General features: G+C 67.5%; 24 protein-coding genes, 1 other RNA gene and 1 riboswitch. Of the genes, 17 read left to right on the top strand and 8 right to left on the bottom strand.

The annotated features are described in order from the left end of the window. Nucleotides 1-315: 315 nt before the first annotated feature. On the bottom strand, nt 316-1,803 hold the full coding sequence (locus ACZYX4_RS03340) for a GuaB1 family IMP dehydrogenase-related protein (RefSeq protein WP_463873650.1): 1,488 nt from the start codon (nt 1,801-1,803) through the stop codon (nt 316-318). Nucleotides 1,804-2,108: 305 nt separating this feature from the next. On the opposite strand from ACZYX4_RS03340, the gene ACZYX4_RS03335 reads away from it, so the two are divergent. The 5 genes from ACZYX4_RS03335 to ACZYX4_RS03315 all read left to right on the top strand — a co-directional run bounded on the left by ACZYX4_RS03335 (nt 2,109) and on the right by ACZYX4_RS03315 (nt 8,496). Beyond that, the gene (locus ACZYX4_RS03335; protein ID WP_463873648.1) at nt 2,109-5,897 is read left to right on the top strand and encodes a multifunctional oxoglutarate decarboxylase/oxoglutarate dehydrogenase thiamine pyrophosphate-binding subunit/dihydrolipoyllysine-residue succinyltransferase subunit; all 3,789 of its coding nucleotides are present in this window, start codon (nt 2,109-2,111) and stop codon (nt 5,895-5,897) included. Nucleotides 5,898-6,026: 129 nt separating this feature from the next. Beyond that, nucleotides 6,027-6,626: a GDSL-type esterase/lipase family protein gene (locus tag ACZYX4_RS03330; RefSeq protein WP_463873646.1), complete on the top strand. Its 600-nt coding sequence runs from the start codon at nt 6,027-6,029 to the stop codon at nt 6,624-6,626. Nucleotides 6,627-6,755: 129 nt separating this feature from the next. After that, the gene (locus ACZYX4_RS03325) at nt 6,756-7,583 is read left to right on the top strand and encodes a DUF4097 family beta strand repeat-containing protein (protein WP_463873645.1); all 828 of its coding nucleotides are present in this window, start codon (nt 6,756-6,758) and stop codon (nt 7,581-7,583) included. Beyond that, nucleotides 7,583-8,203 (top strand): PadR family transcriptional regulator, encoded by a 621-nt coding sequence (locus tag ACZYX4_RS03320; protein ID WP_463873644.1) that lies wholly within the window; start codon nt 7,583-7,585, stop codon nt 8,201-8,203. Before ACZYX4_RS03325 ends, ACZYX4_RS03320 begins: the two co-directional genes overlap by 1 nt. A gap of 218 nt (nt 8,204-8,421) precedes the next feature. Next, nucleotides 8,422-8,496 carry a 50S ribosomal protein bL37 gene (locus ACZYX4_RS03315; RefSeq protein WP_104061284.1) on the top strand — a complete coding sequence of 25 codons (75 nt, stop codon included), beginning with the start codon at nt 8,422-8,424 and terminating at the stop codon, nt 8,494-8,496. A 103-nt stretch (nt 8,497-8,599) separates the two neighbouring features. Here ACZYX4_RS03315 and rsrA read toward each other — a convergent pair whose 3' ends face one another. Both rsrA and ACZYX4_RS03305 read right to left on the bottom strand, forming a co-directional pair. Then, nucleotides 8,600-8,860, bottom strand: coding sequence for a mycothiol system anti-sigma-R factor (gene rsrA, locus ACZYX4_RS03310; protein WP_346927964.1), 261 nt, complete (start codon nt 8,858-8,860; stop codon nt 8,600-8,602). Next, nucleotides 8,857-9,720, bottom strand: coding sequence for a sigma-70 family RNA polymerase sigma factor (locus ACZYX4_RS03305; RefSeq protein ID WP_463873946.1), 864 nt, complete (start codon nt 9,718-9,720; stop codon nt 8,857-8,859). The genes rsrA and ACZYX4_RS03305 overlap by 4 nt, the downstream gene beginning before the upstream one ends. Before the next feature lie 230 nt (nt 9,721-9,950). Here ACZYX4_RS03305 and ACZYX4_RS03300 point away from each other — a divergent pair, with 230 nt between their 5' ends. The 12 genes from ACZYX4_RS03300 (at nt 9,951) to ACZYX4_RS03245 (ending at nt 20,238) form a co-directional block, all read left to right on the top strand. Then, nucleotides 9,951-10,532, top strand: coding sequence for a DoxX family protein (locus ACZYX4_RS03300; RefSeq protein ID WP_463873642.1), 582 nt, complete (start codon nt 9,951-9,953; stop codon nt 10,530-10,532). A gap of 7 nt (nt 10,533-10,539) precedes the next feature. Further along, nucleotides 10,540-11,988 carry a 3-phosphoshikimate 1-carboxyvinyltransferase gene (aroA, locus tag ACZYX4_RS03295; RefSeq protein ID WP_463873640.1) on the top strand — a complete coding sequence of 483 codons (1,449 nt, stop codon included), beginning with the start codon at nt 10,540-10,542 and terminating at the stop codon, nt 11,986-11,988. Further along, on the top strand, nt 11,972-13,087 hold the full coding sequence (rsgA, locus tag ACZYX4_RS03290) for a ribosome small subunit-dependent GTPase A (protein WP_463873639.1): 1,116 nt from the start codon (nt 11,972-11,974) through the stop codon (nt 13,085-13,087). The genes aroA and rsgA overlap by 17 nt, the downstream gene beginning before the upstream one ends. Nucleotides 13,088-13,196: 109 nt before the next feature. Beyond that, nucleotides 13,197-14,009 carry a histidinol-phosphatase gene (gene hisN / locus ACZYX4_RS03285; protein WP_463873638.1) on the top strand — a complete coding sequence of 271 codons (813 nt, stop codon included), beginning with the start codon at nt 13,197-13,199 and terminating at the stop codon, nt 14,007-14,009. A 107-nt stretch (nt 14,010-14,116) separates the two neighbouring features. Beyond that, nucleotides 14,117-14,230, top strand: a riboswitch (SAM riboswitch). A gap of 34 nt (nt 14,231-14,264) precedes the next feature. Then, a complete protein-coding gene (locus tag ACZYX4_RS03280) occupies nt 14,265-15,731 on the top strand; it encodes an aminotransferase class V-fold PLP-dependent enzyme (RefSeq protein ID WP_463873637.1) in 1,467 nt (488 codons plus the stop codon). 94 nt (nt 15,732-15,825) lie between these two features. Continuing rightward, entirely contained in the window at nt 15,826-16,584 is a 759-nt protein-coding gene (locus ACZYX4_RS03275) for a class I SAM-dependent methyltransferase (RefSeq protein ID WP_463873636.1), read from the top strand. 235 nt (nt 16,585-16,819) lie between these two features. After that, a complete protein-coding gene (locus ACZYX4_RS03270) occupies nt 16,820-18,031 on the top strand; it encodes an Nramp family divalent metal transporter (protein ID WP_463873945.1) in 1,212 nt (403 codons plus the stop codon). A 16-nt stretch (nt 18,032-18,047) separates the two neighbouring features. Next, complete coding sequence (locus ACZYX4_RS03265; protein WP_463873635.1) at nt 18,048-18,761, top strand: metal-dependent transcriptional regulator; 714 nt, start codon at nt 18,048-18,050, stop codon at nt 18,759-18,761. 29 nt (nt 18,762-18,790) lie between these two features. Next, nucleotides 18,791-19,249: a fluoride efflux transporter FluC gene (locus ACZYX4_RS03260; protein WP_463873633.1), complete on the top strand. Its 459-nt coding sequence runs from the start codon at nt 18,791-18,793 to the stop codon at nt 19,247-19,249. Further along, complete coding sequence (locus ACZYX4_RS03255; protein ID WP_463873631.1) at nt 19,246-19,620, top strand: fluoride efflux transporter FluC; 375 nt, start codon at nt 19,246-19,248, stop codon at nt 19,618-19,620. Before ACZYX4_RS03260 ends, ACZYX4_RS03255 begins: the two co-directional genes overlap by 4 nt. A gap of 62 nt (nt 19,621-19,682) precedes the next feature. Continuing rightward, nucleotides 19,683-20,054, top strand: a complete 372-nt coding sequence (locus ACZYX4_RS03250; RefSeq protein ID WP_463873630.1) for a hypothetical protein — start codon at nt 19,683-19,685, stop codon at nt 20,052-20,054. Nucleotides 20,055-20,103: 49 nt separating this feature from the next. Continuing rightward, entirely contained in the window at nt 20,104-20,238 is a 135-nt protein-coding gene (locus ACZYX4_RS03245; protein WP_272943978.1) for a hypothetical protein, read from the top strand. Between the two features lie 123 nt (nt 20,239-20,361). Here the strand turns inward: ACZYX4_RS03245 and ssrA are convergent. The 5 genes from ssrA to ftsE all read right to left on the bottom strand — a co-directional run bounded on the left by ssrA (nt 20,362) and on the right by ftsE (nt 24,634). Then, nucleotides 20,362-20,730, bottom strand: a transfer-messenger RNA (tmRNA) gene (ssrA, locus tag ACZYX4_RS03240). A gap of 131 nt (nt 20,731-20,861) precedes the next feature. After that, complete coding sequence (gene smpB / locus ACZYX4_RS03235; RefSeq protein ID WP_463873629.1) at nt 20,862-21,332, bottom strand: SsrA-binding protein SmpB; 471 nt, start codon at nt 21,330-21,332, stop codon at nt 20,862-20,864. Nucleotides 21,333-21,439: 107 nt separating this feature from the next. Next, nucleotides 21,440-22,852, bottom strand: coding sequence for a peptidoglycan DD-metalloendopeptidase family protein (locus ACZYX4_RS03230; RefSeq protein ID WP_463873944.1), 1,413 nt, complete (start codon nt 22,850-22,852; stop codon nt 21,440-21,442). Between the two features lie 34 nt (nt 22,853-22,886). Further along, complete coding sequence (gene ftsX / locus ACZYX4_RS03225; RefSeq protein WP_463873628.1) at nt 22,887-23,801, bottom strand: permease-like cell division protein FtsX; 915 nt, start codon at nt 23,799-23,801, stop codon at nt 22,887-22,889. Beyond that, complete coding sequence (ftsE, locus tag ACZYX4_RS03220) at nt 23,798-24,634, bottom strand: cell division ATP-binding protein FtsE (RefSeq protein ID WP_463873627.1); 837 nt, start codon at nt 24,632-24,634, stop codon at nt 23,798-23,800. Before ftsE ends, ftsX begins: the two co-directional genes overlap by 4 nt. Between the last annotated feature and the right edge of the window lie 18 nt (nt 24,635-24,652).

Raw genomic sequence — 24,652 nt, 5'->3', positions numbered from 1 at the left:
GGTAGCTGGGTGCCGGGACGGGGTGCCCGGCAGAGGATGGTCGGCCGCGGCCGGCCCTGTTTCCTGGCGGGTCCCTGTTGTCTGAAAGGTACTTGGCTGGCGTGGCGCCGGAGATTGGTGGGCGCGTGAACGGGGTTTGCCGGCTCTTCGGGTGGACTGCGCGGGAACGGTTTCCATTCCCCGCCGACAGCCCCCAGGCCGGCACCTGGATTTACTGTCCATAAGAGTTGCAGTCTACAGGAGCAGCAGGCGCCGGCCGCCGTCGTGACACCGTGGGTGATGCCCGACGGCGGCCGCTGCCGCCAGCGCTGCAGCTCACCAGCTCTGCGGGACCGGACGGCCTTCCTCATACCCGGCCGCGGACTGGATCCCCGCCACGGCGCGTTCCCGGAACTGCGCCAGGTCCGCAGCGCCGGCGTAGCTCATCGAACTGCGGAGCCCGGCCGTGATCAGGTCCAGCAGGTCCTCCACGCCGGGCCGCGCCGGATCGATGAACATCCGGGAGGTGGAGATGCCTTCCTCGAAGAGGGCTTTGCGGTCCTTTTCGAAGGCGTCCTCGCGCTGGTTGCGGTTCTGCACGGCGCGTGCGGACGCCATGCCGAAGCTTTCCTTGAACTGCCGCCCGGCGGCATCCTGCTGCAGGTCCCCGGGGCTTTCATGCGTGCCGGCAAACCAGGACCCGATCATCACCTGGCTGGCGCCGGCCGCCAGGGCCAGCGCCACATCGCGCGGGTGGCGGACTCCGCCGTCGGCCCAGACGCGCCCGCCGGCGGCCCGGGCGGCCGCCGAGCATTCGAGCACGGCGGAGAACTGCGGCCGGCCCACGGCCGTCATCATCCGTGTCGTGCACATCGCCCCGGGGCCAACGCCGACCTTGACGATGTCCGCGCCGGCCTGGATGAGTTCGCGGGTTGCCTCCGCTGTGACCACGTTCCCGGCCACCACGGGCACCCCGGGGTTGAGGCCCTTCACCGCGGCCAGGGCATCAAACATCTTCTGCTGGTGGCCGTGTGCGGTGTCGAGGACCAGCACGTTGACCCCGGCGGCCAGGAGTTCCGCGGCACGCCCGGCGACATCGCCGTTGATCCCGACGGCGGCGGCCACCTTGAGCCGGCCGGCAGGGTCCAGCGAGGGCCGGTACAGCGTGGAGCGCAGGGCGCCCTTCCGGGTGAGAACGCCGGCCAGGACGCCGTCCCGCTGCACGGGCACAAAGTCGGTCCCGGCGGCGTCCATCGCGTCGAAGGCACGGCGCAGGCCGGCGCTTGATCCCCCGGCGCCCCCGGCACCTGAGCCGCCGCCGGGGCCGTCTTCCAGCAGTGCCGCGTCCAGTACCAGCGGCTGGTGGCGCATCACCGAGGCGAGCGAGGCGAACCGGTCCTGGCCCTCGCAGTCGGCGGCCCGGACGATGCCGGTGACGGCACCGGAGTTCTCCACGACCATGACCGCCCCGTGCGGACGCTTGCCCATCAGGTGCAGGGCATCAATGACGGTGTCGGACGGCGACAGCGTGACCGGGGTTTCCAGGACGGGGTGGCGGGTCTTGATCCAGGCCGTGACGTCGCTGATCACGTCGAGCGGCACGTCCTGCGGCAGGACCGCCAGCCCGCCGCGCCGGGCCATGGTCTCGGCCATGCGCTTGCCCGTCACCGCCGTCATGTTGGCCGCGACGAGGGGAATCGCGGAGCCGGTCCCGTCGTCCGCGGCCAGGTCCACGTCCAGCCGGGAGGTGACGTCCGAACGGGACGGTACAAGGAAGAGGTCTGAATAGGTCAGGTCGGTGGCGGGCTCGGTCAAAAAACGCACGGCTGCTCCTTAAATAGGCATTCCGGTGCTCAACGGGTTCTCCGTGTGATTCTAGCGAGGCTTTCCCCGGGCCCCGGCACCTGCGCGGGCAGCCGCTCCGGGCGGCTCCGGACGGCAGGAGGGGATGCTGTGACGGCTCGTTGAGGCGACTTGATGATTTGGGTCACCCTTATTGGCGGTTTGGCAAGAATCGTCACTAGACTGGCAGGGGTCTGGGTTCACTGGACGCGGAGACTGGTTCAATTTTCGTGCTGAGGCACCGTGAAACCAGTGGGAATCGAACTCATGGAAGAGGCGTTATTCAAGTGCCAGAGCAGCCTAGCCACCGTCTACCAGAGGAATTTGGCGGAAACGAGTGGCTCGTTGACGAACTGTACGAGCGGTATCAGCAGGACAAGAACACGGTGGACGCCAAGTGGTGGCCCTTGTTCGAATCCTTCGACGCCGGAGACAGCTCGTCCACCAACGGAGCCTCAGGCGCAGCGACAGTTGCGCACCCCGCCACCCGCGAACTTCCCGTAGTAGCCCCGGCTGCCGCGACGGCAACGAAGCCGCCCGCGTCCGTCCCTGCCCCCGCCGCACCGGCCCCCGTCCCGGCGAAGAAGGCCCCGGCCACCGTTGCCCGCGACGGCTCCAAGACCTCGGACGCCGGCCCCGGCACACAGCCGATCCCGGCCCAGCTGCCCAAGAACATCAAGGCCCCGACCGCCCCTGAGGAAGACGTTGTTTCCGTCCTCCGCGGACCGGCCAAGGCCATCGCCACCAACATGATGACCAGCCTGGAGGTTCCGACCGCGACCAGCGTGCGGGCGATCCCGGCGAAGCTGCTGATCGACAACCGCGTGGTCATCAACTCCAACCTGGCCCGTGCCCGCGGCGGCAAGGTTTCCTTCACGCACCTGATCGGCTACGCCGTCATCCGTGCCCTGGCCCAGTTCCCGTCGATGAATGTCTACTACGACGAGGTCGACGGCAAGCCTGTCGCGGTCCAGCCGGCGCACGTGAACTTCGGCATCGCCATCGACATGCCGAAGCCCGACGGCTCCCGCCTGCTGATGGTGCCCAACATCAAGAAGGCGGAGACCCTTGACTTCTCCGAGTTCTGGCACACCTACGAGGACCTGATCAAGCGGGCCCGCGCCGGCAAGCTGACCGCCGACGACCACTCCGGCACCACTGTCTCGCTGACCAACCCCGGCGGCATCGGAACCGTGCACTCGGTGCCGCGCCTGTCCAAGGGCCAGGCCGCCATCATCGGCGTCGGCGCATTGGACTACCCGGCAGAGTTCCAGGGTGCCAGCGCGAAGATCATCGCGCACAACGCCATCAGCAAGGTCCTCACGCTGACCTCCACCTATGACCACCGCGTCATCCAGGGTGCCGGCAGTGGAGAGTTCCTGAAGCTCGTGCACCAGCTCCTGCTGGGCGCGCAGAACTTCTACGATGAGATCTTCGAGTCCCTGCGCATCCCTTACGAGCCCGTGCGCTGGAGCCCGGACCTGCAGGTGGACCCGGCCGACGAAATCAACAAGGTCGCACGGATCCAGCAGCTCATCCACGCCTACCGCGTGCGCGGCCACCTTATGGCGGACACCGATCCGCTCGAATACGTGCAGCGCAAGCACCCGGACCTGGACGTCCTCACCTACGGCCTTACGCTGTGGGACCTGGACCGCGAGTGGCCCACCGGCGGCTTCGGCGGCAAGCCGATGCTCAACTTCCGCGACATCCTTGGCGTGCTCCGCGACGCCTACTGCCGCACCACGGGCATCGAATACATGCATATCCAGGACCCGGGCGAACGCAAGTGGTTCCAGGACCAGATCGAGCACCCGTACTCCAAGCCGAGCCGGGACGAGCAGCTGCGCATCGTCTCCAGGCTTAACGCGGCCGAGGCCTTCGAGACCTTCCTGCAGACGAAGTTCGTCGGCCAGAAGCGCTTCTCTCTTGAGGGCGGCGAGTCCCTGATCCCGCTGCTGGACGCCATCATCTCCAATGCGGCCGACGACGAACTCGACGAAGTGGCGATCGGCATGGCCCACCGCGGCCGGCTCAACGTGCTCACGAACATTGCCGGCAAGACCTACGCCCAGGTCTTCCGCGAATTTGAAGGCACCCAGGACCCGCGCTCCGTGCAGGGCTCCGGCGACGTCAAGTACCACCTCGGCACCGAGGGCACCTTCACCTCGGACAACGGCAAGAAGACCAAGGTCTACCTCGCTGCCAACCCGTCCCACCTCGAGGCCGTGGACTCCGTCCTCGAAGGCATCGTCCGCGCCAAGCAGGACCGCCTCGACCAGGGCGAAACCTTCCCGGTGCTGCCGATCATGGTGCACGGCGACGCGGCCTTCGCAGGCCAGGGCGTCGTGGCGGAAACGCTCAACCTCTCCCAGCTGCGCGGCTACCGCACCGGCGGCACCATCCACATCGTGGTCAACAACCAGGTCGGTTTCACCACCGCCCCGTCCTCGTCGCGTTCCTCCACCTACTCCACGGACGTCGCCAAGATGATCCAGGCACCGGTGTTCCACGTGAACGGCGATGACCCGGAGGCCGTGGTCCGCATCGGGCAGCTCGCCTACGAGTTCCGCCAGCGGTTCCACAAGGACGTTGTCATCGACATGGTCTGCTACCGCCGCCGCGGCCACAACGAGGGCGATGACCCCTCGATGACCCAGCCGCTGATGTACAACCTGATCGAAGCCAAGCGGTCGGTCCGCAAGCTGTACACCGAATCCCTGATCGGCCGCGGCGACATCACCGAGGCAGAAGCCGAACAGCTGCTGCGCGACTACCAGGAACGGCTGGAGCGTGTCTTCGCCGAAACCCACGCTGCGCAGACCTCCCCGATGCCGATCATCAAGGCGGATTCCGCCGCGGTGTCCGATCTGGAGCGCCCGATGTCCCAGCAGTCCGATTCCGGCATCAGCGCCCCGGCGTCGACGGCGATTTCCGCCGAGACCCTGGCGCGCATCGGCAAGGCCCACGTCGAAATCCCCGCAGGCTTCACGGTCCACACCAAGCTCAAGCAGCTGCTGGACAAACGTGAAGTGATGTCCCGTGAAGGCGGCATCGACTGGGGCTTCGGCGAGCTGGCCGCCTTCGGGTCGCTCATCATGGAAGGGGTCCCCGTCCGGCTCGCCGGCCAGGACTCGCGCCGCGGCACTTTCGTGCAGCGTCACGCCGTCTTCCACGACCGCGCCAACGGCGACGAGTGGCTGCCCCTGGCCCACCTCTCCGACGACCAGGCGAAGCTGGGGATCTACGATTCACTCCTGTCGGAGTACGCGGCGATGGGCTTCGAGTACGGCTACTCGGTGGAACGCCCGGATGCCCTGGTGCTCTGGGAAGCGCAGTTCGGTGACTTCGTCAACGGCGCGCAGACCATCATCGACGAGTTCATCTCCTCGGCTGAGCAGAAGTGGGGCCAGCGGTCCTCGCTCGTGCTGATGCTCCCGCACGGCTACGAGGGCCAGGGACCGGACCACTCGTCCGCCCGGATCGAGCGCTTCCTGCTGATGTGCGCCGAAGAGAACATGGTCGTGGCCAACCCCACGACCTCGGCGTCGCACTTCCACCTGCTGCGCCGCCAGGCGTACAGCCGGCCGCGCAAGCCGCTGATCATCTTCACGCCGAAGCAGCTGCTCCGTCTCAAGGCCGCTGCGTCGTCGGTGGAAGACTTCACCACCGGCACCTTCCAGACGGTCATCCCCGAGCACGAGCCGCTCCAGGGTGACGCCGTCGAGCGTGTCCTGCTGGTGTCCGGCCGGCTGTACTACGATCTTCTGTCCACCCGGCAGAAGACCGGTGACAAGACGACGGCGATCGTCCGGGTCGAGCAGCTTTACCCGCTGCCGGCCGCCGAGATTGCCGCCGAGCTTGCCAAGTACCCGAACGCCGAGGTTGTCTGGGCACAGGACGAGCCCGCAAACCAGGGTCCGTGGCCGTTCATCGGCCTGAACCTTCCGGACGCCCTGGACCGCCGGGTCCGCCTCGTTTCCCGCCCCGCCTCGGCTTCCACCGCGGCAGGATCGATGAAACGCCACGCGGCCGAGCAGGACGCGCTGCTCAAGCAGGCTTTCGCACGTAAGTAAGGTCAGCGCTGCCCGGCCGGAGATGGAAACACGCAACTCCGGCCGGGCACCGTTGTTTAACCGGCTTTGTCCCCTCCATCGTGGATGGTGGGGACGGCTTAATGGACGCTTTGGAGTGAAGAGGTAGTCGTGGAAGATCGAAAGCTGCGGATCGCAGCCGTGGGCGATGAAATGCTGGCCGGGGTTGGTGATCCCCGTGCGCTGGGCTGGCTGGGGCGGGTGCTGGCGCGCACCCCGCAGGACCGGCTATCCCTGGAGTGCTATTCGCTCCCCTGCCCGCAGGAAGGCACGGAAGGCCTGGCCGCCCGCTGGCTCCCGGAAGCCGGCCGGCGCTTCAACAACCACCACGAGAACCGTCTGGTCATCGGGCTCTCCGGACGCGACGTCGAATTCGGGCTCTCCACGGCCCGCAGCCGGCTCAACCTCGCCAACATCCTCGACACCGCGTCGCAGAACAAAATTGAGGTCTTCGTCGTCGGCCCGCCGCCGACCCTGGACCCGACCCAGAACCGCAGGCTCGGCGAGCTCAACACAGCCTTCGCCGACGTCACCACGCGGCGCAAACACCTCTACGTCGACACCTTCTCCCCCCTGCTGAACCACGAGCAGTGGCGCCAGGACCTCGCTGCCAACGGAGGTACCCCCGGGCAGGCCGGCTACGGGCTGATGGCCTGGCTCGTGCTGCACCGCGGCTGGTTCCAGTGGCTGCGCATCGACGCCCCGGAGTAGCCTTCCCGGCTCCCCGGCTCCGGGAGTTTCGCGATATATCTTGACCGTGCCGATCATGCGATATATCGTGACTTTATTGTCACGATATATCGCAACGATTGGCATGAAATGTCGCACGCCGGAGGAACCATGACAGAGAACAACTGGACCATCACCGGTCCGCAGACCATCGACGTCGACGGCGTCAGCTCGCTCAAGCTTGGCATCGTCCGGGGCCGCTTCGACATCGTCGCCCATGACGGGCCGGTCACCCGGATCGAGGTGTCCGACGTCCACGGGGACCCGCTGGCGGTCAGCCTTGTCAACGGCCGCCTCGAGGTCCGGCATCAGCTGGACGGGCCGCAGGGGTGGTTCAAGAACCTCATGGGAACCGTCAATAACAGCAGCAGCAACTCGGTGGTCATCAGCATCGCCCTGCCCGCCGGCGTCGAGGTTGAAGCCGGCACCGTCAGTGGCGACGGCATGGTCTCCGGGACCAGCGGGCGCACCCGGCTGAACACTGTTTCCGGTTCCGTCCTGGCCGACGGAACCTCCGGGAACCTGGCCGTCAACACCGTCAGCGGCGACGTGATCGCCCGCAACCACCACGGTGTACTGACGGCCAAAAGCGTCTCCGGCGAGGTCACGGCCTCCGGCGATTTCAGCCACATCCGCGCCAACACCGTCAGCGGTGACCTGAGCTTCGACCTGCTCGGCTTCACCGAGGACTTCGGCTCCAATGCCGTGTCCGGTGATGTCACCATCCGCCTCCCGCACGACGTCGGCGTGGACATTATCGCCAAGTCCGCCAGCGGCGCCATCGTGATTGATGACCTGAAATACAGCCAGCCCAGCGGAACCGTGCAGACCATTGCCGGGCCCGACGCCCAGCTCATGCTGGTCCGCACCAACTCCGTCTCGGGCAGGACGTCGATCTTCCACGGCCAGCCGACTGCGGATCCCACAAAGGGACCCTGATGCCTCCGGTCTTCGCCCACGGGGCGCTGCGCCTGTACCTGCTCGCTCTGCTGGAGCCGGGTCCGAGGCACGGCTACGAACTCATCAAGGCGCTCAGCGAACGCTTCGGCGGCACCTACTCCCCCAGCGCCGGAACCATCTACCCGCGGCTCGGCAAGCTCGAGGAGGAGGGTCTCGTGGCGACCCACACCGAGGGACGCCGGACCTACTACAGCATCACACCGGACGGGCTGGTGGAGCTGAACAGCCGCCGGGACGAACTCGCCGTCGTGGAAAACGACATCTCCGCATCGGTCCGGCGGCTCGCGGACAACCTCCGGCAGGACATCAAAGCCAACATGCGGGGGCTCCGGGCCGATCTGGCCGCCACGGCCGAGGCAGCGCGTTCGTCGGCCCGTGCGGCCGGATCCACGGTCGCCTCGCTGGCGGGCCAGCGCTTCTCGCCGGAGGGTGACAGCCGGCTGCGTGAAGCGGAGATGCTGGTGCAGGCCTTCCGCGATGACATCCGCGTGGAACTGCGCCGGCACGGCGGCCGGCATCCGATCACTCCCGTGACGCTGGAGACGGTCAGGACTGTGCTGGACCAGGCACGGATCTCCATCCGCAATTCCCTGGACTGATTACTCCGCTGTGATTGACCCCTGTGCTTGTCGCAGCGATTGTCCCTGTGATTGACCCCTGTGCTTGTCGCAGCGATTGTCCCTGTGATTGTCGCAGCAATTGTCCCTGTCGTTGTCCCTATGGGATGCTTCCCGCCCCCGCCGGTTCGCGGCGGGTGCCCTGATGTGGGAGACTTGAGGGCAGCTCTTTTGAGTACCAAAAATTAAGGAGGCCAGCTATGAGCAAGCGTGCACGTAAACGTCGTGACCGTAAGCGTGGCGGCGCGAACCACGGCAAGCGCCCCAACGCCTAAGCAAAAGCTTGGAATGACAGCTTTGAACAAATGACCCCGGAAACCTCACGGTTTCCGGGGTCATTCGTTTTCGCTGGCGGTACGTCGGGATGTCCCCGCTGGGTCAGGCCTCGACCGGGTTGCTGGAGTGAATCCGGTCCAGGATCGAGTTCTTGAGGTTCTCCGGGGCAGCCTCAGTGCAGGAACGCTTCACCATGACGCGGATGACACATTCGAGGTCGTACTGCTCAAAGCACTCCGGGCACCCGTCCAGGTGGTCCTTGATCTCGGCGATGTCATCGTGAGTGAGGGCACCATCCAGATACTCGTAGATGCGTTGCATCCGGGCGTCGTCGCAATCGCCCAGTCCCTGGCAGTCGCTCATTTCCTGTTCTCCTGTTTGTTGCTTCCGGCCGCCACAGTGGCATCGCCAGCCTTGAATCCCCGCTCGGCGGCGTAGTCGGCGAGCATGTCCCGCAACATCTTCCTGCCCCGGTGCAGGCGGGACATCACGGTCCCAATCGGGGTGTTCATGATCTCTGAAATTTCCTTGTACGCGAATCCCTCGACGTCGGCGAAATAGACCGCCAGCCGGAATTCCTCCGGGATGGCCTGCAGGGCGCGCTTCACGTCCGAGTCCGGCAGGTGGTCCAGCGCCTCCGCTTCCGCCGACCGGAGTCCGGAGGAGGTGTGGGACTCGGCACGGGCGAGCTGCCAGTCCTCGATGGTGTCCGAGTTCGACTGCAGCGGCTCGCGTTGGCGCTTGCGGTAGAGGTTGATGTACGTGTTCGTCAGGATGCGATACAGCCAGGCCTTCAGGTTGGTGCCCGGCTTGTACTGGTGGAACGCGGAAAACGCCTTCGTGTACGCCTCCTGGACCAGGTCCTCGGCATCAGCGGGATTCCTGGCCATCCGCATGGCCGCGGAATACAGCTGGTCCACGTACTGCATGGCGTCGCGCTCGAACCGTACCCGGCGTTCTTCCGTGGTCTCGGTCGCCACGTCCAGGGCCTGCCCGTCCACGATCGTCTCCCGGGCGGCAGCATCCTGCACGGCGTCAGGGGCAGGTTCAGGGAGTGCGACGGCGGGGCCGGCAGCAGGTGACTTCACGGGCGTGGCGCCGCTTGCGGCGCCCTCGTGCATGGCCGCAACGGCCGGATCCATGGTGCTCATTGCGTCCCAGTCTACTGTCACCTTGCGGCGGGCGCCCGGAACTGCCGAACGTGGTCGAACCTGCAGGGCCATGGTCCACAACTCCGCAGGATCCGCCGCCAGTTGCGCGTCCTTCACCATCATCAAATCTCTGCCTCCCTGCTCATCATCAGCTCGTTGTCAGCTCGTCGCCCAGCCGCAAACCGGCGGCCGGGACCTGTCATTCACAACCCCGCCCGACGGGCAAATATTCCGCAAAAGTGCAAGACTAGAACCGGTTATCCCGCATCGATTCCGCGGTTCGTCCATCCAGGAGGAAATTCATGTCGTTTGTCCGCTTTCTCGCCCGGCCCATGCTCGCCTCCAGTTTCGTCCTTGCAGGCATGGACAAGCTTAAGAACGCGGATGACACGGCCACGCAGCTGTCACCCCTGCTGCGCCGCGCGGCCGAATCCCTGCCCTTCCAGACCAACGAAAAGGTCCTGGCCCGCGTTATCGGCGGCACCCAGGTCGGAGCGGGCGTGCTCTTTGCGCTCGGCAAGTCGGCACGCCTCGCAGCCACCCTCCTGGCCGTCATCTCCGCGCTCAACGGCTACGTTGAATGGCGCAGCGCCGACATCACCTCCAAAGAGGGCCGCGACGCCCGCCGCAAGCAGCTGCTCAAGAACGTCTCACTGACCGGCGGGGTGCTGCTGGCCGCCGTCGACACAAACGGCCGGCCCAGCCTCGCCTGGCGCGCCGAGCACCTCGCTTCGGACGTGAAGAAGTCCACCGGCCACCTCGCCGCGGACGTCAAGAAGACCACCGGCCACCTCACCGCGGACGTCAAGAAGACCACCGGCAGGCAGCTGAAGAAAGCCGACAAAGCCGTACGCAAAGCTGTAGACCACACCGTCGGAGCCTAAAACAGCAATGACAGGCACCACCCCCACCGCAGCTGCCCGCTCCCTGACGGCCGCAGGCGCGCCGCACTGGCGGGCGCCGTTCGCCGGACAGCCGCTCGACGCAACGGTCACCGTTCCGGGATCCAAGTCCCTGACGAACCGGTACCTGGTGCTGGCCGCCCTCGCCGACGGACCCTCGCGGTTGCGTGCCCCGCTGCATTCCCGTGACTCCGTGCTCATGATCGAGGCGCTGCGGCAGCTCGGGGCCACCATCACGGAAGTTCCGGGGGACGGCGATTTCGGTCCCGACCTGGCCATCACGCCCATCAGCCCGGACGCCGCCGGGGCCCGGACCGGCATCGACTGCGGACTGGCCGGGACGGTCATGCGGTTCGTTCCGCCCGTGGCGGCCCTGCGCCGGGGAGTGACACTGTTCGACGGCGACCCGCACGCGCGCAATCGCCCCATGGGGCCGATCATCGAGGCGCTCACCGGGCTGGGCGTCGCCGTCACCGCACCCGACGGCGGCCCCGCCTCCGCGCTGCCGTTCGCCGTCGACGGCACCGGCGAAGTGCGGGGCGGCCACCTCGTCATCGACGCCAGCGCTTCCTCGCAGTTCGTGTCCGCGCTGCTCCTGACCGGAGCCCGCTTCACGGAGGGACTGCACCTCGAGCACCGGAGCAGGGACCTCGCCGGGAAGCCCGTCCCCAGTCTGGACCACATCAACATGACCGTCGCCGTGCTCCGCGGAGCCGGGGTGTCCGTGGACGATTCCCGACCGAACCACTGGATCGTCTCCCCCGGGCCGATCCGCGCCTTTGACCTCAGGATCGAACAGGACCTCTCCAATGCGGGCCCCTTCCTTGCGGCGGCCCTGGCCACCCGCGGGACCATCCGCATCCCCAACTGGCCGGCCCGGACGACGCAGGTCGGCGATCTGTGGCGCAGCATCCTCACCACGATGGGGGCATCGGTGACGCTCACAGACGGCACCCTGACCGTCACCGGCGGCCCGGAAATCAAGGGCGCGGACTTCGACAAGACCAGCGAACTCGCCCCCACGGTGGCCGCGCTCTGCGCCCTGGCCAGCGGCCCCTCGCAGCTGAGCGGCATCGCCCACCTCCGCGGTCACGAAACAGACCGGCTGGCCGCTCTCGTCGCCGAGATCAACCGACTGGGCGGCGACGCCGAGGAAACCTCCGACGGCCTCATCATCCGGCCCGCACCGCTGCACGGCGGTGTTGTCCACAGCTACGCCGACCACCGCATGGCCACGGCCGGCGCCGTTCTGGGCCTGGCCGTTCCCGGCATCGAGGTCGAGGACATTGCGACCACCGCCAAGACCATGCCCGGCTTCCCGCAGCTGTGGGAGTCCATGCTCGCCCAGGGCACCGCCGGCAGCGCAGCCCCCGCAGAGGTCTCCGCCGCAGGCCCGGCCCCGGCAGAGAAGGACACCGCCCGTGGCACGCAGCACTGACTCCTGGGACGAATCCGACGTCCGGATCCGCCCCAACAAGAAGGGCACGCGCCCCCGCACCAAGGACCGGCCCGCCTACGACGACGCCGTCACGGGGCGGATCATCACCGTTGACCGCGGACGCTACACCGCCGTCGTCGCCGAGGGCACCCCGGAAGAACGCAAGATCATCGCCGCCCGGGCCCGGGAACTGCGCCGCAACCCCGTCGTCGCCGGCGACTTCGTCTCCCTCGTCGGGGACGTCAGCGGCGAACCGGACACCCTGGCACGGCTGGTCAAGATCCAGGACCGCAGGACGCTGCTGCGGCGCAGCGCCGACGACACCGACCCGATCGAGCGCGCCGTCGTCGCCAATGCCGACACGCTGGTGATCGTGGTGGCGGCCGCCAATCCGGAGCCCCGGACCGGGTTCATCGACCGCGCCCTCGTGGCCGCGTACGACGCCGGAATCGAACCGTTGCTGCTCGTCACCAAGGCCGACGTCAAGGATCCCGCGGAACTCCTCTCCAACTACCAGCACCTTGCCTTCCCGGTGATCATCTCCAGGACGGCGGACTCCGCCGCGTCCGGCATCGATGCCCGCTCGGATGACGGGCTCTCGGCCCGTCTGGACAAGGACGCAGTCTCCCAGCTGCGCGCCCACCTCGACGGGAAGGTCACCGTCATGCTGGGCCACTCCGGCGTCGGCAAGTCCACCATGGTCAACGCCCTGACCGGCGCCGAGCGCGCCACCGGCGGCGTCAACGCCGTGACCGGGCGCGGCCGCCACACCTCCTCCTCCGCGCTGGCCCTCAAGGTCAATGATGCGCCGCCGGGAAGCTGGATCATCGACACCCCCGGCATCCGATCCTTCGGCCTGGCCCATGTGGACCCCGACCGGATCCTGCGGTCCTTCCCCGATCTTGAGCCCGGCACCGACGGCTGCGAGCGGGGCTGCAAGCACGATTCCAGCGCCGTGAACTGCGGCGTGGACGCCTGGGTGGCCGCCGGCCATGCGGGTGAGTCCGGCCCCGCCCGGCTCACCTCACTCCGCCGCCTGCTGGGGACCGACCCGCGGATGGAAGCCCAGGACGTCAAGGAACTGGGCACCGTCTCCTAGTCCGGGAGGGGGGCTGTCCGGCCCTCAGCCGGCCCGCGCCGGGCCCGCTCCTGCGGCGCAGCCACGTGGCCTCCCGCCCCGCAGCCCGCTTTGGCGGTAGTTTGGAACCATGAGTCAACCCGCTTCGAGCTACAACGATGACCTGCGCCTTGCCCATGTACTGGCAGATTCCGTAGATTCCCAGACCATGAGCCGCTTCAAGGCACTCGACCTTCGGATTGAGACGAAGCCGGACCTGACGCCGGTGACCGACGCCGACAAATCGGTCGAGGAGGCCATCCGCGGCCAGCTGTCCCGCTCCCGTCCGCGCGACGCCGTCCTCGGCGAGGAGTTCGGCAGTTCCGGCCATGGCTCCCGCCGCTGGATCATCGACCCGATCGACGGGACCAAGAATTTCGTCCGCGGCGTCCCGGTCTGGGCCACGCTGATTGCCCTCGTCGACGAGGGTGAGCCGGTTGTCGGCGTCGTGAGCGCGCCGGCGCTGGGCAAGCGCTGGTGGGCCGCCAAGGGCGCCGGGGCATACATGGGCCGTTCGCTGGCGGCCGCCACCCGGCTGAAAGTCTCCAACGTCTCCAAGCTCTCGGACGCCTCCCTGTCGTATTCCAGCCTGGGCGGCTGGAAGCAGCGCGGCAACCTCGACGAGTTCCTGGACCTCACCGAGAAGGTCTGGCGCACCCGCGCGTACGGCGATTTCTGGTCCTACTGCCTCGTGGCCGAAGGTGCTGTCGACATCGCCTGCGAGCCCGAACTGAACCTCTACGACATGGCCGCGCTGGTCCCGATCATCACCGAGGCCGGGGGACGCTTCACCTCCCTCGAAGGCGAAGACGGCCCGTTCGGCGGCAACGCCCTGGCCACCAACTCCATCCTGCATTCGGAGGTCCTCAAGCGCCTCAACCCGGACCTGGACGACCTGCTCTAGGCACCTCCGGGGCGTTCCGCAGTCCCCGGACCGTGTCCCGTAACAAAGCACTTCACATTCCTGCCCCGCCTTTTGGGCGGCAGCAGGCATGACCTACGCTCGAAGCAGGTCACGAGTGCCAGCGCGAAACCCCGGTTTGCTGGCCGGCAACCCTCCATTCGCGGCGGGGTGCCCCGGGTGACGACCTGGCCGGTCCGGAACGGACCCGGCAAGCGCGGATCCCCGGCGTGTGGGGTCCTATTCGAGCGAGGTCCCATGACGACTGCCACCATTCCCGCCAGCCCTGAAATCCGGACCGGCTCCAGCCAGGCCCGTCCCGACCCGCGGTTCACCGTGGCCCGCCGGCCGCTGGCCGCAGTGACCGGCGCCGAGATCCAGGCACCACTGATCCAGGGCGGACACGTCCGCTACGCCAACCTGGACTACGGCGCCTCGGCCCCTGCCCTGTCCGTGGTCTCGGCCTACCTCAATGAGATCCTGCCGTTCTACGCCAGCGTCCACCGCGGCGCCGGCTACGCCTCGCAGATCAGCACCTCGGTCTATGAGAACGCCCGCACCATCGTCCGGGAGTTCGTGGGCGGCCGGCCAGACGATGCGGTGATCTTCACCCGGAACACCACCGATTCGCTGAACCTGCTGGCCGGCTGCCTGCCCGCCGCCGGCGGCGGGCACACCGGCGAGGTGCTGTACCTCGACATCGAGCACCATGCCAACCTGCTGCCGTGGCAGCGCGTCCCGCACCGCAGCGTCATCGCCGCCGCCACGCTCGCGGCCACCCTGGAACTGCTCCGCGCGGAGCTCGCGCCCGGCGGCGTCAGCCTGCTCGCCGTGACCGGCGCCTCCAACGTCACCGGTGAGATCCTGCCGATCCGGGCCCTGGCTGCCCTGGCCCACGACTACGGCGCCAGGATCGTCGTCGACGCCGCCCAGCTGGCGCCGCACCGGCGGATCGACATCGCCGCGGACGACGTCGACTACCTCGCCTTCTCCGGGCACAAGCTCTACGCACCGTTCGGCGCCGGGGTCCTGATCGGCCGTCCCGACTGGCTCGACGCCGGTACCCCGCACCTGGCCGGCGGCGGAGCCGTGCAGGACGCCCGGATTGACAGTGTCAGCTGGACCACCGGCCCCGCCCGGCATGAAGGCGGTTCCCCCAACGTCCTCGGCGCCGCCACCCTGGCCCGGGCCACCCAGGTGATCGCCGGCCTGGACGTGGACCAGTGGCACGCGCACGAGAACGCGATCCGCTCCTTCCTCATCGAGGGCCTCGCCCGGATCGACGGCGTGACGGTGCACCAGATCTTCTCGGACAGTGCGTCCTTCGACTCTCCGGCAGGCACCGGGCCCGGCACCACCGCGGGTACCGGCACGATCGGCGTCGTCAATTTCTCGGTGGAAGGCTACGACGCGGGCCTCGTGGCGGCCTACCTGTCAGCCGAACACGGCATCGGGCTGCGGGACGGCCGCTTCTGCGCGCACCCCCTGCTGCGGCGGCTCGGGCTTCCCTCGGGCTCGCTGCGTGCCAGTTTCGGCGTGGGTTCCCGGCTGGAGGACGCCCAGCGGCTGCTCGCCGCCCTCCAGGAGCTGCGCCGGGCCGGCCTCGGCTGGGACTACGTCGTTGATGCCGGGCGCTGGGTGCCGTCCAACGACACCCGCAGCTACCCGCACTGGGCCCCCAACACGCCCGGCACCGCCGGCGCGGCCCCCTGCAGCCAGGACTGAGAGCACCACGGGGGTCCCGGCGGGGAATCCCCGGCGCTGCCGGGTGCGGTAAATTCGAAAGGTACCCATCCGGACCTGCCCAAGGAGATCGCACGTGGCACGCGGTGGACCCAAACTGCATGAGGAACGCCGCCAGGAGCTGGGCCAGAGTTTCCAGGACGGCGGGGAACACTACGAGCGCGTCCGCCCCGGGTACCCCGCCGATTCGGCGCACTGGCTGATCCCGCCGGGCGCGAAGGACGCCGCGGACCTCGGCGCCGGCACCGGGAAGTTCACGGCACTGCTTCTCGCGCGCGGTCTGCACACGGTGGCGGTGGACCCTTCCGCCGACATGCTGGACCAGTTGCGCCGGACGCTCCCGGCCGTCACCGCCGTCGAGGGTACCGCCGAGCACACCGGCCTGCCCGCCGGGGCGTTCGACGTCGTGACCGTCGCCCAGGCCTGGCACTGGTGCGATCCGCTCCTGGCAAGCACGGAGACCGCCCGGATCCTCCGCCCCCACGGCGTGCTGGGGCTGATCTGGAACCAGCTGGACACGTCCGTTCCGTGGGTCCACCGGCTCTCGCGCATCATGCATGCCGGCGATGTCCACAAGCCGGATTTCACACCGCCGCTTGGGCCGGAATTCACGGGGCTTCAGAGCCACCTCACCCGCTGGGAGGATCCTGTGCGCACCGCTGACATTCTGGAGCTGACGAAGTCCCGCAGCTACTACCTGGCGGCCAGCGGGACGATCCGGGCCAAGGTCCTGGGCAACCTCGGCTGGTACCTGCACGAGCACCTCGGCCACCACCCCGAAGACGTCATCCCGCTCCCCTATCTGACACAGAGCTGGCGGGCCGTCCTGGCCTGACTCCGGCGGGGCGGCACTTCATGACTGTCGGCATTGCCCCGGGCAGGCACCCTGCCCTATAGTAATTTCGGTCTGCCTAATAATTATTTGTAGGCGTTTGCAAACTCCGGTGCCGGCGCCAACTGCCGCGTCGCCGTCGACGCACCTACCCAGGGAGCCCGCCGTGCTGGAAGTAACAGGACACGACTCTACGGCGCCGGAAGCACCCGCCCGGGGAAAACCGGGCGGCCGTGCCATGATTGGCCTGCTGGGCCCGGCGTTCGTCGCCGCGATCGCCTACGTGGACCCCGGCAACGTTGCGGCGAATCTCACGGCCGGCGCCCGGTACGGCTACCTTCTTGTCTGGGTCCTGGTGGCCGCCAACCTCATGGCTGTACTGGTGCAGTTCCAGTCCGCCAAGCTCGGCATCGTCACCGGGAAAAGCCTTCCCGAGATCCTCGGCGAGCGGCTCAAGCCGTTCTGGCGCCGTGCGTTCTGGGTCCAGGCCGAGTTCGTGGCCGCCGCCACCGACCTTGCCGAGGTGGTGGGTGGTGCGATCGCGCTCTACCTGCTCTTTGGGCTGCCCCTGCCCCTCGGCGCCCTGATCGTCGGCGGCGTCTCCATGGCCCTGCTCGCCGTGCAGGCCCGGAACAACCAGCGGCCCTTCGAGTTCATCATCATGTTCCTGCTCGGCATCATCACGATCGGATTCCTGGCCGGCCTCTTCATCAGTCCGCCCGACCCTGCGGGCGTCGCCGCAGGACTGATTCCGGGGTTCCAGGGTCCGGACACCGTGCTGCTGGCCGCCAGCATGCTCGGCGCCACGGTGATGCCGCACGCCATCTACGTCCACTCGGCCCTGTCCAGGGACAGGCACCGTCCGGACCCAAATCTTTACATCTCCCCGAAGGCCCTCGCCCGCCTCGTCAAGGCAACCCGCTGGGACGTCGTGGCGGCCCTTGCGGTCGCCGGCATCGTGAACATCGGCATGCTGCTGCTGGCCGCATCGACCCTGGGCGGCGCCGGGGGAACGGACACCATCGAAGGCGCCCATGCCGCGATCACCGCCAATCTGGGCCCGGTCATCGGCGTCATCTTCGCCATCGGACTGCTCGCCTCCGGCCTGGCCTCAACGTCCGTGGGCTGCTATGCCGGCGGATCCATCATGCAGGGGCTGCTCAAGATCCGGATCCCGCTGATGATCCGCCGTGCGGTCACCCTGATCCCGGCCGTGGTGCTGTTGAGCATCGGCTTCGATCCCACCTGGGGCCTTGTCCTCAGCCAGGTCGTCCTGAGCTTCGGCATCCCCTTCGTGCTGGTCCCGCTGGTTCTCCTGACCAGCAACAAGGCCCTGATGGGCCGCTTCGCCGACGGGATGGCACTGCGGGTTGCGGCGGTCATCAGCGTGATCCTGGTCGTGGCGCTCAACCTCGTCCTGCTGTGGCTGACGTTCTCCGGCACCGCCTGACGGTAGGCTGGAAACCGTGAAAACCAGCCTGCCCTCCTCCTCGATCGAGGACTACGTCAAGGTCATCTACTCCTTTACGGAGTGGCAGGACAAACCCATCACCTCCACGCAGCTGGCCCAACGGCTCGGCGTGGCCAACTCCTCGGTCTCAGAAATGGTCCGTAAGCTCAAGGACCAGGGCCTCGTGGACCACCAGCCCTACAGTGCCGTCACGCTGACGGCCGACGGCGTCCGGCTGGCGTTGTCCATGGTCCGGCGGCACCGGCTCATTGAAACGTTCCTGGTCCGGGAGCTCGGCTACCGCTGGGACGAGGTCCATGACGAGGCCGAGCTCCTGGAACACGCCGTCTCCGAGACGTTCATCGGACGGATGGCAGCCAAGCTCGGGGACCCGGTGCGGGACCCGCATGGCGATCCGATCCCGGCCGCGGACGGTTCCGTAGTGGTGCCCCCGGCCCACCGGATGAGCGAACTCGACGACGGGCACACGGGCCGGATCACGCGGATCAGCGACGAGAACCCCGAGTTGCTGCGGTACCTTTCCGCGGAGGAGATCGACCTGGACGCAGAGGTCGAGGTCCTGGGCCGTAAGCCGTTCGGTGGCGCCCTGGTTGTGCGCATTGGATCCGGTGCCGCCCGGCACGAGTTCGACCTCGCCGAGGAAGTCGCCTCCGCCCTCTGGGTCCACAGCGAGTCCGGCCATCCCGGTTGCAGCCTCAAGCGGCCCTGAATGCGGGTGGCACTGACCGGGGCGGCGGCATGAGGCGTGCAGCGAAGTTTCCTGCCGCGGCGGTTGCCGCGGCGCGGCCTGGACTGCCGGGCTGGCGTGCGTGGGCGGCCGTCGCCATCGGCGGCCTGATCGGAACGGAACTGCGCTACGGTGCCGGGCTGGTGTTCCCCGAGGCCGCCGGCGCGATCCCCTGGACCACCCTGGTGATCAACGTCGTCGGCAGCTTTGTCCTGGCGGCCCTCACCACGGTCTGGATCGCGCGGCCGAAGACCGCCTTCTGGCTGCGGGCCGGGCTTGGCCCCGGACTGCTGGGTTCCTTCACCACCTTTTCGGCCGTGGTGTTCGCCATCGACCAGCAGTTCCGTGGCGGCTTCCATGCCAGCTGGCTGGCTTACCTGGGCCTCTCGCTCGTCCTGGGCCTCGGTGCCGCGGCCGCCGGCTGGAAAACCGGTAAGTCCCTGGCCGATCTGAGCGGCGGAGCCGCATGATCGCCGCTGTGCTGGTGGGAGTCTTCGGCGTCGCGGGCGCCTTGCTGCGTTTCGCCGTCGACTCCTGGTTTGCGCACCACCCGGGCCGCCATCCGCACTGGCCCTGGGCGACCCTCACCGTCAACGCGGCGGGCTCGTTCATTCTCGGCGCCGCCCTGGGGATCACGGGCCAGCTGGGGCTGGGGGCCGAGTGGCAGTCCGCCCTCTCGGCCGGGCTCGCCGGCGCTCTCACCACCTTCAGTTCCTGGACCACGGCCACGGTGCGGCTGGTGGGCGAGACGCGCTACCGCGCCGCCGCGCTCAACGTTGCCGCGAACCTGGTCGCCGGGCTGGGGGCGGCGGCGCTTGGCCTGGCCGTCACGGGTCTGTGACGAGCCTTACTCCGGTGCCCTGACGGCGGTTCCGGGGCCGTCCGATCCCGTATCGTTGAAGGATGGTTACCCGTCGTGTTGCAGCCCAGATCCTCGATATTCCGCTGGAAATGGCCCACCGTCACGGTATCCCTTCCCGGTTGAGCGACGCCGAGCTCAGCGACCTCCTGGACAACCCGCCGGCCTGGCTGGTGCAGTCCAAGGCCAACCGCACCGGCAAGCGCCCCATCTGGGTCCAGCTGACGTGCGCGGTCTGTGGGTTCTCCGAAGCGGCCCGGCCGAAGAAGTGGTGGCCGGAGTTCACGTACGTGTGCTGCGCCGACCACGCGCCGTACGAAATCCCCGGAGTGGCCGCCGGGCTGGTCCGCAGCGAGTACGAGGGCGTGGGGAGCCGCTTCGTCGGCATCGTGGACGTTGCGGTACCCGAGGCGTAACGTAATATCACGGGGCCATCCCGGCCCCATGCTGTGAGGGAGCGCCCACATGCCTGACAAAACGCCGCACCGGAGCATGGCCAAGAAACCGGTGAAAACCATCAAGGAAAAACGGGCCGAGAAGAAGTCAAAGAACGTCGCGGAAACGCACGCGGACCCGGTCGCCCATATCAAGAAGCGCTGAGCGGGCCCGCCAGCCGGGCGGTTGCTTGCGCCAACAAACGGGCACAACAAAAGGCCGGAAGCTGACGCTTCCGGCCTTTTATGTGGAACTTTACGGGGTGGAGCGCCGTCTCCGGGGCTCCGATGGTGGAGATGGGGGGAATTGAACCCCCGTCCGATGTCGTGTTGTCAGGGCTTCTCCGGGCGCAGTTTGCGTCGGATTTTCTCGGCCCCAGCCATGCTGCAAACAGCTGGCTGATCCGGGCCCAGTCATCAAAGAGTCCCGTTCACCCCGATGACGGGGGTAAACAGCAGTGGCTATCTAAATGACGCCAGGATCCGGGGCAATAGCAACCTCGGGCTGACGGACTGTCTTACTGCTTAGGCAGCGAGAGCGAAGTCAGTGCGTTTTGATTCGGCACTTATTGGTTTGCAGACAGCGTTTACGAGATAATTCTGCATCCTCGGCCCGCTTCACCTGTCGCGACTAACATCGTCGAAACCGATCATCCCCGTATTTTGTTATCAAACCGTTCGGGTCCGGCACTCCACCGCTGCTGCGGTTTCCGCGCCGTTCCTTCCCGGACTATCCAGCATAACGCACGTTCCCGCAAAATCATTCCCGCGGGTTTCGGGCGCCGGTCCCTACCGCCGGTTCCGCTCGCGCATGACGCGCAGCGCCTCCCGCTTGTCCTGCTGCTCGCGCAGGGTCTGGCGCTTGTCGTACTCCTTCTTGCCGCGGGCGACGCCGATCTCCACCTTGGCCCGGCCGTCCACAAAGTACAGCTGGAGGGGGACGATCGTGAAGCCTGATTCGCGGATCTTGTGCGAGATCTTGGTGAGCTCGTCGCGGTGCAGCAGCAGCTTCCGACGGCGGCGGGCGGCGTGGTTGGTCCAGCTACCCTGGTGGTACTCGGGGATGTGGATGCCCTCCATCCACAGCTCGTCGTTGTAGAAGGTGCAGAACCCGTCGACCATGGATGCATGGCCCTCACGGAGGGACTTCACCTCGGTGCCCATGAGCGCGATCCCGGCCTCGTAGGTATCGAGGATGGTGTAGTCGTGCCGGGCCTTGCGGTTGGTGGCCACTACCTTGCGGCCACTTTCTTTCGGCACGGTAGAACTCCTTGGATCGATGGGTGGGCCCGCTGCCGGTGCGGCGCGGGCTTTTTCCAGTTTACGGCAGAGCTGTGTCCTGGCCGCGGGCTTCCGCTCCGGGCGGATCAGAGCAGTCTCATGGGGTCCACGGCCGAGCCGTTGAGCCAGGTTTCGAAGTGTGAGTGGCAACCGGTGGAGTTGCCGGTGGTTCCCGAATAGGCGATCAGCTGCCCCTGGCTGACCTGCTGTCCAGGGGAAACCGTGACGCTGACGTTGTGGTAGTAGATGGTGGTCAGCGAGTTTCCCTGGACGACGCCGTGGGAGATTTTTACGTTGTTGCCGCCGCCGTCGTTGGCCCATCCGGCTGAGAACACGCTGCCTGCCGCCGCGGCGTAGACCGGTGTGCCGCAGGCCGCGGCAAAGTCGATGCCGGTGTGCATGTAACCGCCCTGGCCGTAGAAGTCGGTGGTGCCCGGCGGAGTGGCGCGCCAGCCGAAGCCGGAACTGATCCGTACGCCGTTGAAGGGGTGCCTCAATCCGAACGCTGACGGGTTTCCGGCCGGGGCGGGGACGTACGGCGCCGGGGCCTTGGTCTGGCCCTGGGCCCGGGCGGCCGCCGCGGCAGCTGCCGAGGCGGCCTCGGCGATGCGGCGCTGTTCGGCTTCCCAGGCCTCGCGCAGCTTGCGGTCTCGTTCAGCGATGTCGGCCGCGACGGCGTCCTGCTGGGACTTGACCTGGGCGAGTTGGGTCTGGATGCCGGGCTTGGCGGCCTGGAGTTCTGCATCGAGCCGGGCGGTGTCTGCGATGAGCTTGTCCACCTGGGCCTTTTTGGCCTCGGCTTCATCACGGGCGGCCTGTTCCCGGGCCAGTGCGGCGTCGGCCTTGGCCTTGAGGTCCGTGATTTCGGCTTCCACCGCTTCGAGCCTGGCCTGGGAGTTGACGTTGGTGGCGTTCTGCTGGGAGAGCTTGTCCATTGCGGAGTTCTGGCTGCGCATGGCCTGGTCGGCCAGGTCCATGGTGTCCGTGAGGCTGCCGCTGTTGTTCGAGCCGAAGAACAGTGAAAGGTTCGAAGGCACACCGCCGGACTTGTAGGCCTGGGTGGCGATCTGCCCGATCAACTTCTTGGTGTCGGCGATTTTCTGTTTGTCCGCCTCGAGCTGCTGGGTGATCTTGGCCTTGTTCTGCTGCGCCAGGTCCACGCGCGCGGCGAGGGCCTCGGCCTCCTTGACGGCACTGGCCACGCGGCCCTGGGCCTCCAGCAGAGCCTGCTGCGCGCCGGGCAGCTGGCCCTGGTACAGAACGAGGTCCCCGGCGGCCTGCGCGATCTTGGAATCCACGAATTCGAGGGAGTGCTGGACCCGGGCCGCTTCCTCGCGGAGAGCGGCCTGCTGGTCCTCGAGGGTGCCGGCGAACGCCACCGGGGTCGGTGCGCCCAGGCTTGCTGCCAGGACGAGCGCCAGCGCGGCGCCGACGACGCGGTTGCGGCGGCCGGCCGCCGGGAGCCGGGCCGGAACCGGCTGCGGGGCGGGGCGGTGCATCCGTGTCATGGGTTTTCCCTTTTCGTTTTGCACGCTAAACCCTCAGGTATCGCCGGAGGGTCAGGAGCGATGATACTCCTGCCAGCAGGACGCCGAGGCCAATCAGCGCCGGCGCCAGGATCAGAGTCTGCGCTGCGGAGATGAAGGCGGTGTCCGGATACTGCCGGGACAGGTAGCCGCCCAGGAAGAAGTGCGCCACGGCCCACAGCGTTGCTGAGGCCAGCGCCGCGCCGATCACGGCGGCAATCACGCCTTCAAGGATGAACGGCAGCTGAATCACCATCTTCGACGCCCCGACCAGGCGCATGATCCCGGTCTCCCGCCGCCGGCTGAAGGCCGAAAGCCGGATCGTGGTGGCGATCAGCAGGATGGCACAGACGATCATCACGCCGGCGACACTGACGGCCACGAGCGACGCGGCGTTCATGACCGAGAAGAGCCGTTCCAGGAGCTGGCGCTGGTCGATCACGGTTTCGACGCCGGCCTGGGAGGAGAACGTCTCGCTGATGATCTGGTACTTCTCCGGGTCCTTCATGTTTATCCGGAAGGAGGCCGGAAGCTGGTCGGGCGTCACCGAGTCGACAATCGGGGAATTGGAGAACTGTTCCTTGAAGTGCTTGTACGCGTCATCCTTGGACTCGAACTGGAAGTCGTTGACGTACTGGGCCACCGCAGGTGATTCCAGCAGCTTGCCCAGGTTCTCCTGCTGTTCCGCAGTGGCGGGGCCGGTGGCGCAGCCGGCCGCCGTCGAACCGTCACTGCAGAGGAAGATGGCGACCTGGACTTTGTCGTACCAGTAGCCCTTCATCTGGTTGATCTGCAGCTGCAGCATGCCGGCGGCGCCGACAAAGGTCAGGGACACGAATGTCACCAGGATGACCGAGACCACCATGGAGACGTTGCGGCGCAGACCGCTGCCGATCTCGGCGAGGACGAACTGGAGCCTCACAGCCGGGCCTCCCCTGCGATGCGGACGTCTGCGCCGGTGGCGCTGGCGGCAGCGGGCTCGGGCTCGGGTTCGGGCCCGGGTTCGGGTTCGGGCCCGGGTTCCCGCCCGCTGGCATCCCGGAGGCGGCGTGACTGTCCCACGACCGGAATCATGGCGGTGTAGAGGGCCTTGGCCTCGTCCCGGATGATGACGCCGTGGCGGAGTTCGACGACGCGTTTGCGCATCTCGTTGACGATGTCGTCGTCGTGCGTGGCCATGACGACGGTGGTGCCGTTCTGGTTGATCTTGTCCAGCACCCCCATGATGCCCATGGACGTGGTGGGGTCCAGGTTGCCGGTGGGCTCATCGGCCAGCAGGATGCCCGGCCGGTTGACGACGGCGCGGGCGATCGCCACGCGCTGCTGCTCGCCGCCGGAGAGTTCGTGCGGAAGGCGGTTTTCCTTGCCCTCAAGGCCGACGGTCTTGAGGACCTCGGGAACGGTGTCGCGGATGACACTGCGGCTCTTGCCAATGACCTGCATGGCGAAGGCGACGTTGGCGAACACGGTCTTCTGCGGCAGCAGGCGGAAATCCTGGAACACGACGCCGATCCCGCGGCGGAGCCGGGGCACGCGCCAGCTGGAGATGTTCGCGACGTTCTGGCCGGCCACGTAGACGGCGCCGGAGGAGGCGCGGTCCTCTTTGAGGACAAGGCGCAGGAAGGTGGACTTGCCGGAACCGGAGGCCCCGACCAGGAAGGCGAATTCGCCGCGGTCGATCTCAAGGTTGATCGAATCCAGCGCAGGTCGCGCGGTCTGGTCATAGACCTTGGTGACATTTTCGAAACGGATCATGGCCCTAAGTACCCTGCA

The sequence above is a fragment of the Pseudarthrobacter leeuwenhoeki genome (assembly GCF_055412885.1).
The sequence above is the reverse complement of the archived record's forward strand: the minus strand, read 5'-3'. Positions and strand labels throughout refer to the sequence as shown.

Excerpts from the sequence above, each read along its gene's own strand:
- ACZYX4_RS03325 (WP_463873645.1), top strand. The coding sequence starts at position 6,756 with ATGACAGAGAACAACTGGACCATCACCGGTCCGCAGACCATCGACGTC.
- ACZYX4_RS03320 (WP_463873644.1), top strand. The coding sequence starts at position 7,583 with ATGCCTCCGGTCTTCGCCCACGGGGCGCTGCGCCTGTACCTGCTCGCT.
- rsrA (WP_346927964.1), bottom strand. The coding sequence starts at position 8,860 with ATGAGCGACTGCCAGGGACTGGGCGATTGCGACGACGCCCGGATGCAA.
- ACZYX4_RS03305 (WP_463873946.1), bottom strand. The coding sequence starts at position 9,720 with ATGGCCCTGCAGGTTCGACCACGTTCGGCAGTTCCGGGCGCCCGCCGC.
- ACZYX4_RS03300 (WP_463873642.1), top strand. The coding sequence starts at position 9,951 with ATGTCGTTTGTCCGCTTTCTCGCCCGGCCCATGCTCGCCTCCAGTTTC.
- aroA (WP_463873640.1), top strand. The coding sequence starts at position 10,540 with ATGACAGGCACCACCCCCACCGCAGCTGCCCGCTCCCTGACGGCCGCA.
- hisN (WP_463873638.1), top strand. The coding sequence starts at position 13,197 with ATGAGTCAACCCGCTTCGAGCTACAACGATGACCTGCGCCTTGCCCAT.
- ACZYX4_RS03280 (WP_463873637.1), top strand. The coding sequence starts at position 14,265 with ATGACGACTGCCACCATTCCCGCCAGCCCTGAAATCCGGACCGGCTCC.
- ACZYX4_RS03270 (WP_463873945.1), top strand. The coding sequence starts at position 16,820 with ATGATTGGCCTGCTGGGCCCGGCGTTCGTCGCCGCGATCGCCTACGTG.
- ACZYX4_RS03260 (WP_463873633.1), top strand. The coding sequence starts at position 18,791 with ATGAGGCGTGCAGCGAAGTTTCCTGCCGCGGCGGTTGCCGCGGCGCGG.
- ACZYX4_RS03255 (WP_463873631.1), top strand. The coding sequence starts at position 19,246 with ATGATCGCCGCTGTGCTGGTGGGAGTCTTCGGCGTCGCGGGCGCCTTG.
- ACZYX4_RS03250 (WP_463873630.1), top strand. The coding sequence starts at position 19,683 with ATGGTTACCCGTCGTGTTGCAGCCCAGATCCTCGATATTCCGCTGGAA.
- ACZYX4_RS03245 (WP_272943978.1), top strand. The coding sequence starts at position 20,104 with ATGCCTGACAAAACGCCGCACCGGAGCATGGCCAAGAAACCGGTGAAA.
- ACZYX4_RS03230 (WP_463873944.1), bottom strand. The coding sequence starts at position 22,852 with ATGCACCGCCCCGCCCCGCAGCCGGTTCCGGCCCGGCTCCCGGCGGCC.
- ftsE (WP_463873627.1), bottom strand. The coding sequence starts at position 24,634 with ATGATCCGTTTCGAAAATGTCACCAAGGTCTATGACCAGACCGCGCGA.